The sequence below is a fragment of the Paenarthrobacter sp. TA1.8 genome (genome assembly GCF_048595705.1).
Classification (GTDB): Bacteria; Actinomycetota; Actinomycetes; order Actinomycetales; family Micrococcaceae; genus Arthrobacter; species Arthrobacter nitroguajacolicus.
Window position 1 is genome coordinate 628998 of record NZ_CP184287.1, and the last position, 11687, is coordinate 640684.

The window sequence follows — 11687 nt, forward strand, 5'->3', positions numbered from 1 at the left end:
TTTGACCGCTCAAAACGCGCTCTGCTGCGACCTAGTTGGGTAGCCGCGGGCGCCCCAACGGAACCACCAGTGGTGTGTGGGTCACGGGGTCGTCGATGATCCGGCAGGCCATGCCGAACACTTCTTCCACCAAGGATTCAGTGATTACGTCCGCGGGAGCGCCTTCGGCCACCACCACGCCGTCCTTCATGGCGATGATGTGGTCAGCGTAGCGGCTGGCGTGGTTGAGGTCGTGCAGCACGGCAACCAAGGTGTGGCCCTTGTCCAGGTTCAGCTCGCGGAAGAGTTCCAGCAGCTCGATCTGGTGGGCGATGTCAAGGAACGTGGTGGGTTCGTCCAGGAGCATAAGCGGCGTCTGCTGGGCGAGGACCATTGCAACCCACACACGCTGCCGCTGGCCGCCGGACAGTTCATCCACCAATCGGCCGGACAAGGACGCGACACCGGTGGCCTCCATCGCTTCGACGACCGCAATCTCATCGGAGACAGACCACTGCCGCAGCAGCTTCTGGTGGGGGTAGCGGCCGCGGGCTACGAGGTCGGCAACGGTGATGCCGTCGGGCGCGATGGAGGATTGCGGCAGGAGCCCGAGACGGCGGGCAAGTTCCTTCGCGGGCAGTGAGGTCACGGATTTCCCGTCGAGCAGGACCTGTCCGCTGCGGGGTTTGATCAGCCGGGCGAGGGCGCGCAGCAGCGTGGATTTGCCGCAGGCGTTGGGCCCGACGATTACGGTGAACTGCCCCTCGGGGATGCACACATTGAGGTTTTCGGAAATGATGCGCTGCTCATAGCCGATGGTCAGTGCTTCGGCGTGGAGCTGCGGCGCAACAGAGGTGAGGCTCATGATTTCCTTGCTTCCCTGGCCAGCAGCCAGACGAGGTAGATGCCGCCGATACACACCGTCACAACGCCCACGGGCAGCTGGATCGGGGTGAACAAGCGCTGGGCTGCGAGGTCGCTGGCCACCAAGAGGAAGGCGCCCATCACGGCGGATGGCACCAGAGTGATACCGGCACTTCGGGTAAGACGACGGGCAAGTTGGGGCGCGGCCAGGGCCACGAACGCGATGGGACCTGCAACCGCGGTGACGGCTGCAGTCAACGCCACGCCCAGGATCAGTAGCAGCAAACGGGTGGGTTCCGCCCGGACGCCCAAGGCGCGGGCGGCGTCGTCGCCCATTTCCAGGAGTTGCATCCGGCGCGCCGCTGCCAGCGTGGCCAAGCCAACCACAACAACCACGACGGCGGCAGGCGCCGCTTGCTCCCACGTAATGCCGTTGAGGGACCCGGCACCCCAGACAGCTGCAGCCAGGGCGGCCTCAAGCTCGGCCTGCAGGATCAGCCAGTGGTTGAACGCGGCGAGCATGGCGCTGATGCCGATGCCCACGATGATAAGTCGGAAGCCCTGGGAGCCGCGCCGGTAAGCCAGCAAATAGACGGCCAGGGCAGTGAGGATACCGCCGACGAGGGCACCCGCTGCAATGCCAAGGTAACCGCCTCCAACAGTCAGCATCACAATAAGCGCACCAGTGTAGGCGCCGGTATTGAATCCGATAATGTCCGGGCTGCCCAGTGGGTTTCGGGTCATGGATTGGAAGATCCCGCCGCTCATTCCCAAGGCCGCGCCGAACACAAGTGCCGAAAGAACGCGGGGGAGCCGCCATTCCATGACGATGGTTTGGGCCAGCCCAGGGGCGTCGCCCGTGAAGGCTTGCAGGACTTGCTGCACGGTTACGTCATAGTCGCCGGTTGCCAGGCTCACGATCGCTACCGTAAGGGCCGCGAGGATCAAAGGGATGCAGACAAGGATGCTGCGGACATCGAACCGGAGGCTCAGCGAACGGTTACGGACCAGGGCTGTGGGCCGGCCAAAATCCAGGCGGCTTCTTGGGTCCAATCGCGTCATAGCCCACTCACTTTCCGGCGGCGAGCCAACGCGATAAGGACCGGCGCACCGATGAAAGCCGTTACAACACCCACCTGAAGCTCGCCGGGCGCGGCGACCCTGCCCACCACGTCCGACACCAGGAGCAGGATGGGGGAGAGCACCACGGTGGTGGCCAGGATCCAGCGCTGGTCCGGGCCAACGATCCACCGGGCTACGTGCGGAATCATGAGCCCCACAAAGCCGATCGCACCTGCTCCGGCGGTCGCTGCTCCGCTGAGGAGGGTGATGGCCACGACGCCCAGGATCCGGGTGCGGTTGACGTTGGCGCCGAGGGAGGTGGCGAGGTCGTCGCCCAGTGCCACGGCGTTGAGACCGCCAACGCAGAACAGGGCGATGATCAATCCCACCACCATGAACGGCGCCACGGTCATGACCGACTCCATGCTCCGGGTGTCCAGGGAGCCGATGCTCCACGAGCGCAAGTGGTCGAAAGCCTTGGGGTTCAGGAGGGTGAGTCCCGAGCCGATACCCGTGAGGACCGCGCCCAGGGCAACACCGGCGAGGGTCAGCCTGACGGGATTCACCACGTTCCTGCCGGAGGTGCCGATCAGGTAGACCGCTGCGGTGGTCAGGATTGCCCCGGCAAACGCGAACCAAATGTAGCCGCTGAGGGATCCGATCCCGAAGACGCCGATGGCAATCACAATGGCAAACGAAGCTCCGGCATTGACGCCCAGGATGCCCGGATCAGCCAATGGATTCCGTGTGATCGCCTGAATGAGCGCGCCGGCCACGCCAAGGGAAATGCCGACGGCGATGCCCATCAATGTACGCGGCAGCCGATTCTGAAGGATGATCGCATGATCCGCCGTGTCCTGGGGATTGATGAACGCTTCAAGGACCGTTGTCGCAGGAATGAATTTTGCTCCCACACCGAGACTGAGGATCGCCGCGCCCAGAAGAACTGCTGCCGCGAAGGCGAGAAAGAGGATCCGCCAGCGTGATTTATTGACGACGCCGGAACTGGCAACTGCGGTTGCAGCCGGACGGGCGGGAGCGGCTACTTGGGACATAACGCCGTCGATGGGGACACAGCAGGGGACCATTTCGAAGAGGGGCAGCAATATGACGGCCATTCCGTGACTGTCGTCACAACGTCACGAATGTGTGTCTTAATTAGGTTAGCCTTACCCAGTGAAAAATGACGATTTTGAAGTGCAGCCGCGTAAGGCGTCCCGCATGCGTAAGCTCGCTATGAAGGTGGCAGGAGTCGCCTTGGTGGCCGGCCTCATTGCGGGCTGCGGCGCCAGTGGCGGGTCAGGTTCGGCTGCCGGCAACGCCGATGTTGCCACGGGCGGTTCCAAGTTCACCACCGCGGACCAGGAAACGGCCAAGCTGGGCACGGACGCTGCCCCCGGCGTTTTCCCGCGGACCCTGAAGCACGCCAATGGCGAGACCACCCTGGAGAAGAAGCCCACCCGCGTTGTGGTCCTCGACACCGGCGAGTTGGACGACGTCGTGACCCTCGGCATCACGCCGGTGGGCATGGCCACCACTGAAGGCGCCAACCCTGTCCCCACTTACCTGGCTGACAAGGTCAAGGATGTGGCTTCCGTAGGGACCATCCAGGACCTCAACCTTGAAGCAATCGCAGCTCTCAAGCCGGACCTCATCCTGGGCAGCCAGCTCCGCGCCGACAAGCTGTACAAGCAGCTGTCCGCCATCGCTCCCACGGTCTTCAGCATCCGCCCCGGCTTCCCGTGGAAAGAAAACTTCCTCCTGGTGGGCAAATCCCTGGGCGAAGAGGACAAGGCCGTCAAGGCGCTCAACGATTACCAGGCCGAAGCGGATGCCCTCAAGGCAGACGTGAAGGGCGATCCCAAGATTTCCCTGGTCCGCTTCCTGCCGGGCAAGATCCGCCTGTATGCGAACAAGTCGTTGATCGGCGTCATCCTGAAGGACGCGGGCCTTGCCCGTCCCGAGAACCAGAACATTGATGAACTCGCTGCCGAGATTTCGGCCGAGAACATCGAACAAGGCGACGCGGACTGGATCTTCTACAGCAGCTACGGCGATCCCGCAGCAACAGGTGAAACCTCCGTGGTTGAAGGCGCAGTCTGGCCCAAGCTTGGCGCAGTCAAAGCCGGCCAGGCAAAGTCAGTCAGCGACGACGTCTGGTTCCTCGGCCTCGGCCCCACGGGCGCCCAGCTGATCCTGAAGGATCTCCGCAGCATGCTGGTCGGCTAAGGCCTCCAGATCAACACAAGCACCCCAACGACGACGGCGGCCCTCACCAAAAGGTGGGGGCCGCCGTCGTTGTTAATTCGCCCAAGTAGGTCGCATTTGTGCGCGTTTTGAGCGCTCAAAACGCGCACAAATGCGACTCAGTTGGGTACGGCTAGGCCTTGCGCGGAATGCCCGTGCGAGCCATTGCCTCGGCGTAGGCGCCGTGGATGGCATCCAGGTATTCCTGCTGGCGGGCCGGGGTACCGGCGAAGGAACGGCCACCCAGTGAACGGACCTTGAAGGTCTTAAAGCCGCGGCGGGCGATGCTGGCCGGTGCAGCCTTCATGAGCTGATCGGCCAGGCGGTGTGCCTCGTTGCCGTGTGCCACCAGGGCGGACGTACGCGGCAGGAGCTGCAGGAGACGCAGGAGCGGCTTGAGGCCCTCAGTGATGTTGGCCGGCGTGAGCTTGCCCGGTTCCTCGCTGGGCTCGATCCACGGGTACGCGTTCCACGGCATCATGAGCTCCGGACGCAGGCCCAGCTGCCACTGCATGCCGAGCATGCGGGTGTTGGCTTCCTCGTCACCCGGGGTGATGAAACCTTCGCCGGTGTTGGTGCGCTGATTGGAGAAAAGGCTGACGATGCGGCAGTCATCCATGCTGTGGGCGGGGTCGATGTAAAGGACCTCGCTGCCCGGCTTCTGCTCCTTGATGGAGTCGCACAGCTCGTTGACCTCGGCGATGTGCGGTTCGTAGCGGCGGTTCCAGAGGATTTCTTCAGGTGATTCAGTCGCCAGTTCTTGCATCAGGGGTTAGGTCTCCTAGGTGTTACAGCGCACCGTTCCAAGGTGCCGCGGGCATGCCGCAGCCAAACCTCAAAGGGTGCTGTTGGGGGCTAACTAACCTTACCGGACTATGGGGGTGAACGGGTGCCGCTTCGGCGCGCCCCCGAATGCGACACGGCGTGTTGCCCCGGAACGTGGCGGGAGTCTCGACGGCGGCAAGCGGCTTACAGCGGCCAAACACCAGACAAACCGTTGTCATCGGCTAAACTTGGCTGGTAAGAGCCCCGAAACTCTTGCGTATGCCGTGCCTTGTGGCAGGCTGCACCAGCTACGTCGGGGCATTCTCATGTACGGCGTCTCGTCCTGGTCATCCGGCTGGGTCCGGGCCCGAAAGAATGGGGGAGGATCCCATGCCCGCTATCGTGATCGTCGGAGCCCAGTGGGGCGACGAAGGCAAAGGCAAAGCAACCGATCTGCTCGGTGGCCGCGTTGACTACGTGGTTAAGCCCAACGGCGGTAACAACGCCGGGCACACCGTGGTTGTTGGCGGTGAGAAGTATGAGCTGAAGCTCCTTCCCGCGGGCATCCTGAGCCCCAACGCAATACCTATTATCGGCAACGGCTGCGTGGTGAACCTGGAGGCCCTCTTCCAGGAAATCGAAGGCCTTGAAGCCCGAGGTGCGGACACGTCCCGCCTGCGGGTCTCGGCCAACGCCCACCTCGTTGCTCCGTACCATCAGGTCCTGGACAAGGTGACCGAGCGCTTCCTTGGCAGCCGGGCCATCGGAACCACGGGCCGCGGCATTGGACCCGCGTACATGGACAAGGTGGCCCGCTTGGGCATCCGCGTCCAGGATGTCTTCGACGAATCCATCCTCCGCCAGAAGGTGGAAGGGTCGCTGCGCCAGAAGAATGAACTGCTGGTAAAGGTCTACAACCGCCGCGACATCGTGGTGGACGAGATCGTGGAATACTTCCTGTCCTTCGCCGAGCGCCTGCGCCCGCTGGTCATCGACAGCACACTGGTCCTCAACAACGCCTTGGACGAGGGCAAGGTTGTGCTCATGGAAGGCGGCCAGGCAACGTTCCTGGACGTCGACCACGGCACCTACCCGTTCGTCACCTCGTCCAACCCCACAGCCGGCGGCGCGTCTGTTGGCTCCGGCATTGGCCCCACCCGCATTTCGCGGTCCATTGGCATCATCAAGGCCTACACCACGCGTGTTGGCGCAGGCCCGTTCCCCACGGAACTGTTCGACGAGATGGGCGTTTACCTGCAGAAAACCGGCGGCGAGTTCGGTGTGAACACCGGCCGCCCCCGCCGCTGTGGTTGGTACGACGCCGTCCTGGCCCGCCATGCTTCCCGGGTCAACGGCTTCACGGACTACTTCGTCACCAAGCTGGACGTCCTCACGGGCATCGAGCAGATCCCCGTCTGCGTTGCCTACGACGTTGACGGCGTGCGCCACGATGAAATGCCCATGACGCAGACCGAGTTCCACCACGCGGTGCCCATCTTCGAGTACTTCGACGGCTGGACCGAGGACATCACTGGGGCCCGCACCCTGGAAGACCTCCCGCAGAACGCGCGCAACTACGTGCTGGCCCTCGAAAAGCTCTCCGGCACACGCTTCTCGGCCATCGGCGTCGGCCCGGACCGCGACCAGACCATTGTTGTTCACGACCTGATCAACGACTAAGTACTACTAAATTCACGACGACGGCGGGTCACCCGAGGTTCCTCATGGAACCGACCGGTGGACCGCCGTCGTCGTTGGATGAAGTACTCGGCCACCGCCAGATTGATGACCCAGGATGCTCCCATGAGCACTGCCCTTGTTGCCTCGTCGGTGGGACCTGCAACCAGCATCCAGGACAGGAACACGAAGGCCTGCGTTCCCGCGCCCAGTGCGATGGCGTATGCACGCGTCATCCACGCGCCGTGGGTGGCGTAGTCGCGCCGTCGGATGGCGAACAGCCCCATGATGATGCTCGCAACCATGGCGGAACCAAAGATCAGCCGAAGAACCAGAAGGGCTTCGCCATCACCTTCCGGTAGGGCGTAGAACATCGACATCCATAGGCCGGACAAGCCAGCGAGCAGGCCCGCCGGCACCAGGATGCGTCCGGACATTTGGTGCCACGATTGCCTGCCGCGTCGAGGTGGGGAAACACGTCGAAGCGTGGGTGCGAACTGAAAGGCTCCCAGAAGGCTGTACACCGTGACTGTGACGATGTGCGTTATCACCGGGATGGGTGAAGCGAAGAACCGGGCGTTCTGCGGAGTGACGTTTGCGCCGCCCGTCAGTTCGGTGAGTCGCGCAGCGCCGGCAATCACCGGGATGAGGCTGAGGACGATCAGGGCCACTGGCACGGCCCATTGTGTGCGGCGGTTCCGGATCTGCGGGGTGTTTTTGGATGTCATGACTCTGCCTGCGTTCTGGATGGATAACGGAAGGTGATGGGTGGAGACCGCTAGGTGTACGGTGTACACCTTTACCATCCAAACACTAGGTGTACGCTGTATACCTGTCAAGGCTGTACCCGTCCTTGGCTTAGTTCGGAAGGAAGTCATATGACCCTGCTAGCCGAGGCAGCCCGGCGCATACCGCTGAACCGTGACCGCGTCCTAAGCGCCGCAGTCGTTCTCGCGGACGAGGTGGGTATCGAGTCGCTCAGCATGCGTCGCCTCGCACAGGAACTAGGCGTTGTTCCGATGGCGCTGTACAAGCACGTTGCCAACAAAGAAGAACTCCTCGGCGGCATGGTGGACACCATTGTTGGCGAGATCGGCCCGCCTGTCCCGGACGCTCCGTGGAAGTCCGCTGTCCGGTTCCGGGTCCTCTCGGCCAGACAGGTGCTTCTGCGGCATCCCTGGGCCCGCCCTGTGATCGAGACCCGCACGAACGTAACCCCCGCAGTCCTGGGGTATATGGACGGCTTCGCTGGGATGTTCTTGGCGGGCGGATTTTCGGTGGATCTCACGCACCATGTCATGCATGCCATGGGAAGCCGAATGTGGGGTTTTACCCAGGAGGTCTTCGATGACTCTGCGGGGGCTAGGAACCAGCATGCACAGGTGCCGGCGGAAGCCCGGGCCGCCATGGCCCAGCAGATGGCCGAGAACTTTCCCCATCTCTTCAAGATTGCTGCCGCGGCAGCGCATGACGACGGTTCCGTGGTAGGGAACGGCTGCGACGACCAATTCGAGTTCGAGTTCGCCCTGGACCTCCTCCTGGACGGCTTCGAACGACTCCATCAGCAGAACTGGACATCCGGCGGGGGCAAGGGCAAATGAGCACAGCGACTGACGAAGGAGTCGGGTTCCGTTCCCGGCGAGGGCCCATACTGATAGCGCTGATGCTCGCAACGGGCTTGGTGGCGATAGATGCCACCATTGTTGCCACGGCAGTGCCGTCCATCGTGGAGGACATAGGCGGCTTCGCCTCGTTCCCTTGGCTCTTTTCCGCCTACCTGCTGGCACAGGCCGTCTCCGTCCCTGTTTACGCCAAGCTCTCAGACGTCGTGGGCCGCAAGCCAATCATCCTAGGTGGCATTGGCCTTTTCCTGCTTGGCTCGATTCTCTGCGGGCTGGCTTGGAGCATGCCTGCGCTCATTGCCTTCCGAGTGCTCCAGGGGCTCGGGGCGGGCGCAGTCCAGCCTGTTGCAATCACGATTGCGGGTGACATTTACACCCTTGCAGAGCGGGCAAAAGTCCAGGGATATCTGGCCAGCGTGTGGGCCGTTTCTTCCGTAGTGGGACCAACACTGGGAGGCGTCTTCGCGTCATTGGGAATCTGGCGGTGGATCTTCCTCATCAACATCCCGCTGTGCCTGATCGCAGCCTGGATGCTCCTCCGAACTTTCCACGAGAACGTCGAGAGAACCAAACACCGCATCGATTACGCGGGAGCCGGACTGCTGACGATTTCTTTGAGCCTGCTCATCCTCGGGGCCCTCCAGGGCGGTCAAGCCTGGCCCTGGGATTCCCCGATCAGCTTCGCCGTGTTTGGCGGAGGGGCATTGCTGTTCGTTGTGTTTCTTTTGGTGGAAAGGAGGGCGGCGGAGCCTGTTCTGCCACCCTGGGTTGTCTCCCGCCGGCTCCTGGCGACGACGGCGATGGTCGCTTTCGGTGTAGGCGCGGTCATGCTTGGCATCACAACCTACGTCCCGACGTTCCTGGAAGGGTCCCTTAAAACCTCGCCCCTTCTGGCCGGGCTCGCCTTGGCGGCGTTGACCATTGGCTGGCCCATCAGCGCGTCGCAAGCCGGCCGGTTGTACCTCCGAATCGGCTTCAAAAACACGGCCATTATCGGCATCGTGATTACGGTGATCGGCGCGGCCATCCTTGCCCTTACTGCCTCGACGCCCAACATTCTGCTGGTGGCAATGGCTTGCTTCGTCGTCGGGCTCGGACTGGGGCTGGTCGCGACGCCTAGCCTTATTGCCGCGCAAACCAGCGTCGAATGGAATGAACGCGGCGTAGTCACGGGCACCAACCTCTTTGCGCGTTCAATCGGCAGCTCCATCGGCGTGGCCGTTTTCGGTGCCATTGCCAACGCTATCTACGCCGGCGGTCCCGGCGGCGGTCCCGATCCGCAAACTACCGTGCACGCGTCCACTGCCGTCTTCCTGGCTGTGCTCGTCAGCGCAGTACTTACTGTTGTGGCGGTCCTGGTGATGCCCGCCGACGACGGAACGCACAGGAACAAAGAACGGGCTCAGAAGCCCAGCTCGGAACCTGCCAACGACTAGTCTCGAACCTATGGAAGAACTGATCACCGGCACCCTGGAAAAGCTGTTTGAGGGAACCGTCTGGGCCGAGGGTCCTCTCTGGATTCCGCAGTCGCAGACCGTTCGCTGGAGCGATATCCCCAACAACAGGATCCTTGAGTTCTCTCCGAGCACCGGCGCGACGCGCGAATACGCCACCGGCGTCGAGTACACCAACGGCCGGACGCTCCACCTCGACGGCAGCGTGGTGCAGTGTAGCCACGGCCGCAGGCGTGTTGAGCGGGACCACGACGGCGTGGTCACGCCGATCGTTGAAGCGTTCGGTGAGCATCGGCTCAACTCGCCCAACGATGTTGTGGTGGCCGGGGATGGCACCGTGTGGTTCACCGATCCTCCTTACGGGATCCTGCCCGGGACGGTGGAAGGGCATGAGGGCGAGCAGGAATACGGCGGTTGCTACGTGTTCCGATTCGACCCGGCCACAGCAGAACTGACTCCGGTGGTCACGGATCTGGTGCACCCTAACGGCCTGGCGTTCTCCCCGGATGAATCGCTTCTCTACGTTGCGGACACGGCGGGCCCTGCGCATGAAGTACCGTTCCGGATCGCTGCCTACCCTGTGAAGGGCGGCTCGTGCGGTGAAGGCAGCACGTTCGTTGGGCTCGAAGATGACGCGGCCTCGGACGGCTTCCGCGTTGACGTCGAGGGCCGTGTGTGGACCTCGGCAGGCTCGTCAGTTCGTGTCTATGCCCCCAGCGGGGCGCTGCTGACCGCCGTCGAGGTTCCTGAAAAGGTCTCCAATCTCTGCTTTGGAGGGGCCGACGGTCAGGATCTCTACATCACAGCCACTACGTCCTTGTACCGGCTGCGGACCTCGACGCGGAACACCACCATGAGAGTAATCTGAACACAGCACCAGCACTGCGATCGAGGGAGTGAATGTGTCCGGAAGCAACCCCGACCCGTATGAGGACAAGATCACCGGCTTGGAGCCAGGCGGGGGAGTGCCCCCTGGAGAAACTCCTCCCGGCGAAGCCTCCACCGCCGGACCCCAGGGCCATGACGAAGGCGGTCCCAGGAAGGGCACGCAGTTCCTGTGGCTTGCAGCCATCGGTGCCGGCGTCCTGCTCACGCTGCTCTTCTTCATCGGCTACATCGTGGGCTTCTTCGACTAGTTGGCGCTCATATGAAGGCGGCCTCGGTAAACCCGGTGGACTGGAAGATCATGGCCGGCTACCTCGACTCATTCATGGACCTCCAATTTCCGGCGATCCCTGGCTGGGATGTGGCGGGCGTGGTTGAAGCTGTCGGTATTGACGCTCCGCACTTCAAGCCCGGGGACGAAGTCATCTCCTATGGCCGCAAGGACTACGTCCACAGCGGCAGTTTTGCCGAGTACATCGCCCTGCCGGAGCGGTTGCTCGCCCGCAAGCCTGAGTCATTGGGATGGAACGAGTCGGCGGGACTTCCCTTGGCCGGACTCACCGCTTTCCAGGTCCTCAACCGCTTGGGTCTCACGTCCGGCGAGACGGTGCTGATCCACGGGGGATCCGGCGGAGTCGGGTCCCTTGGTATTCAAATCGCCGCGGCGCGTGGCGCGAAGGTCATCGCCACGGCGTCGGAGAAGAACCACGACTTCCTGCGGTCCTTGGGTGCCGAACCCGTAGCTTATGGCGAGGGGCTCGCTGAGCGGGTGAAGGCGCTGCATCGGGATGGAGTGGACGTCGTAGCCGACTTCGCGGGCGGCAATCTTGAAGCAACGCTGGAGGTGCTGGCCGGAAACGGACGGCATGCCTCTATCGCCGACAGCGAGGTGGAAGCCCACGGCGGAACCTGGATGTGGGTCAACCCGGTGGGGGCCGAACTGCAGCAGCTCGCCGATCTGGTTGACGAGCACAAAATCCGGGTGGAAGTGGATACCGCATTGCCTTTGGCCGAGGCCGCTGATGCCTTCCGGCTCAACATGGAAGGGCACACCCGCGGGAAGATTGTGGTCACCGTCCCGTAGGCCAGCTGAGCTGCTCACGTATTGCAATCCACTCCCGTACTGGCAACC

At 63.0% G+C, this 11687-nt stretch carries 12 protein-coding genes; 7 read left to right on the forward strand and 5 right to left on the reverse strand.

What is annotated here, in order from left to right; genetic code table 11:
* Positions 1-31: 31 nt before the first annotated feature.
* From ACNAOT_RS03190 to ACNAOT_RS03200, 3 genes are read right to left on the reverse strand one after another with little or no spacing between them, the layout of a single operon-like run.
* On the reverse strand, positions 32-844 hold the full coding sequence (locus ACNAOT_RS03190; RefSeq protein ID WP_420180000.1) for an ABC transporter ATP-binding protein: 813 nt from the start codon (positions 842-844) through the stop codon (positions 32-34).
* Positions 841-1905, reverse strand: a complete 1065-nt coding sequence (gene fepG, locus ACNAOT_RS03195; protein ID WP_420180001.1) for an iron-enterobactin ABC transporter permease — start codon at positions 1903-1905, stop codon at positions 841-843. The genes ACNAOT_RS03190 and fepG overlap by 4 nt, the downstream gene beginning before the upstream one ends.
* Positions 1902-2993: an iron chelate uptake ABC transporter family permease subunit gene (locus ACNAOT_RS03200; RefSeq protein ID WP_420181111.1), complete on the reverse strand. Its 1092-nt coding sequence runs from the start codon at positions 2991-2993 to the stop codon at positions 1902-1904. Before ACNAOT_RS03200 ends, fepG begins: the two co-directional genes overlap by 4 nt.
* A 133-nt stretch (positions 2994-3126) precedes the next feature.
* Between ACNAOT_RS03200 and ACNAOT_RS03205 the strand changes: the two genes are divergently transcribed.
* Complete coding sequence (locus ACNAOT_RS03205) at positions 3127-4134, forward strand: ABC transporter substrate-binding protein (RefSeq protein WP_420180002.1); 1008 nt, start codon at positions 3127-3129, stop codon at positions 4132-4134.
* Between the two features lie 151 nt (positions 4135-4285).
* Here ACNAOT_RS03205 and ACNAOT_RS03210 read toward each other — a convergent pair whose 3' ends face one another.
* A complete protein-coding gene (locus ACNAOT_RS03210) occupies positions 4286-4918 on the reverse strand; it encodes a uracil-DNA glycosylase (RefSeq protein WP_402936752.1) in 633 nt (210 codons plus the stop codon).
* Between the two features lie 389 nt (positions 4919-5307).
* On the opposite strand from ACNAOT_RS03210, the gene ACNAOT_RS03215 reads away from it, so the two are divergent.
* Positions 5308-6597: an adenylosuccinate synthase gene (locus ACNAOT_RS03215; protein WP_091465064.1), complete on the forward strand. Its 1290-nt coding sequence runs from the start codon at positions 5308-5310 to the stop codon at positions 6595-6597.
* Here the strand turns inward: ACNAOT_RS03215 and ACNAOT_RS03220 are convergent.
* Entirely contained in the window at positions 6594-7322 is a 729-nt protein-coding gene (locus tag ACNAOT_RS03220) for a DUF2306 domain-containing protein (RefSeq protein WP_420180003.1), read from the reverse strand. The genes ACNAOT_RS03215 and ACNAOT_RS03220 overlap by 4 nt on opposite strands.
* 150 nt (positions 7323-7472) lie before the next feature.
* Here ACNAOT_RS03220 and ACNAOT_RS03225 point away from each other — a divergent pair, with 150 nt between their 5' ends.
* Genes ACNAOT_RS03225 through ACNAOT_RS03245 form a run of 5 tightly spaced genes read left to right on the forward strand, consistent with a single transcriptional unit; the run spans position 7473 to position 11639 of the window.
* Positions 7473-8195 carry a TetR/AcrR family transcriptional regulator C-terminal domain-containing protein gene (locus tag ACNAOT_RS03225; RefSeq protein WP_420180004.1) on the forward strand — a complete coding sequence of 241 codons (723 nt, stop codon included), beginning with the start codon at positions 7473-7475 and terminating at the stop codon, positions 8193-8195.
* Positions 8192-9652 (forward strand): MFS transporter, encoded by a 1461-nt coding sequence (locus ACNAOT_RS03230; RefSeq protein WP_420180005.1) that lies wholly within the window; start codon positions 8192-8194, stop codon positions 9650-9652. The genes ACNAOT_RS03225 and ACNAOT_RS03230 overlap by 4 nt, the downstream gene beginning before the upstream one ends.
* 10 nt (positions 9653-9662) lie before the next feature.
* The gene (locus tag ACNAOT_RS03235) at positions 9663-10538 is read left to right on the forward strand and encodes an SMP-30/gluconolactonase/LRE family protein (RefSeq protein ID WP_420180006.1); all 876 of its coding nucleotides are present in this window, start codon (positions 9663-9665) and stop codon (positions 10536-10538) included.
* A gap of 34 nt (positions 10539-10572) precedes the next feature.
* Entirely contained in the window at positions 10573-10806 is a 234-nt protein-coding gene (locus ACNAOT_RS03240; RefSeq protein ID WP_091465072.1) for a DUF6480 family protein, read from the forward strand.
* 11 nt (positions 10807-10817) lie between these two features.
* Complete coding sequence (locus tag ACNAOT_RS03245) at positions 10818-11639, forward strand: NADP-dependent oxidoreductase (protein ID WP_420180007.1); 822 nt, start codon at positions 10818-10820, stop codon at positions 11637-11639.
* Positions 11640-11687 lie beyond the last annotated feature (48 nt).

What these genes read in the sequence shown, in the direction of transcription:
- ACNAOT_RS03225 (WP_420180004.1), top strand. Translation starts at nt 7,473, where the DNA reads ATGACCCTGCTAGCCGAGGCAGCCCGGCGCATACCGCTGAACCGTGAC.
- ACNAOT_RS03230 (WP_420180005.1), top strand. Translation starts at nt 8,192, where the DNA reads ATGAGCACAGCGACTGACGAAGGAGTCGGGTTCCGTTCCCGGCGAGGG.
- fepG (WP_420180001.1), bottom strand. Translation starts at nt 1,905, where the DNA reads ATGACGCGATTGGACCCAAGAAGCCGCCTGGATTTTGGCCGGCCCACA.
- ACNAOT_RS03210 (WP_402936752.1), bottom strand. Translation starts at nt 4,918, where the DNA reads ATGCAAGAACTGGCGACTGAATCACCTGAAGAAATCCTCTGGAACCGC.
- ACNAOT_RS03235 (WP_420180006.1), top strand. Translation starts at nt 9,663, where the DNA reads ATGGAAGAACTGATCACCGGCACCCTGGAAAAGCTGTTTGAGGGAACC.
- ACNAOT_RS03200 (WP_420181111.1), bottom strand. Translation starts at nt 2,993, where the DNA reads ATGGTCCCCTGCTGTGTCCCCATCGACGGCGTTATGTCCCAAGTAGCC.
- ACNAOT_RS03190 (WP_420180000.1), bottom strand. Translation starts at nt 844, where the DNA reads ATGAGCCTCACCTCTGTTGCGCCGCAGCTCCACGCCGAAGCACTGACC.
- ACNAOT_RS03215 (WP_091465064.1), top strand. Translation starts at nt 5,308, where the DNA reads ATGCCCGCTATCGTGATCGTCGGAGCCCAGTGGGGCGACGAAGGCAAA.
- ACNAOT_RS03220 (WP_420180003.1), bottom strand. Translation starts at nt 7,322, where the DNA reads ATGACATCCAAAAACACCCCGCAGATCCGGAACCGCCGCACACAATGG.
- ACNAOT_RS03205 (WP_420180002.1), top strand. Translation starts at nt 3,127, where the DNA reads ATGCGTAAGCTCGCTATGAAGGTGGCAGGAGTCGCCTTGGTGGCCGGC.
- ACNAOT_RS03245 (WP_420180007.1), top strand. Translation starts at nt 10,818, where the DNA reads ATGAAGGCGGCCTCGGTAAACCCGGTGGACTGGAAGATCATGGCCGGC.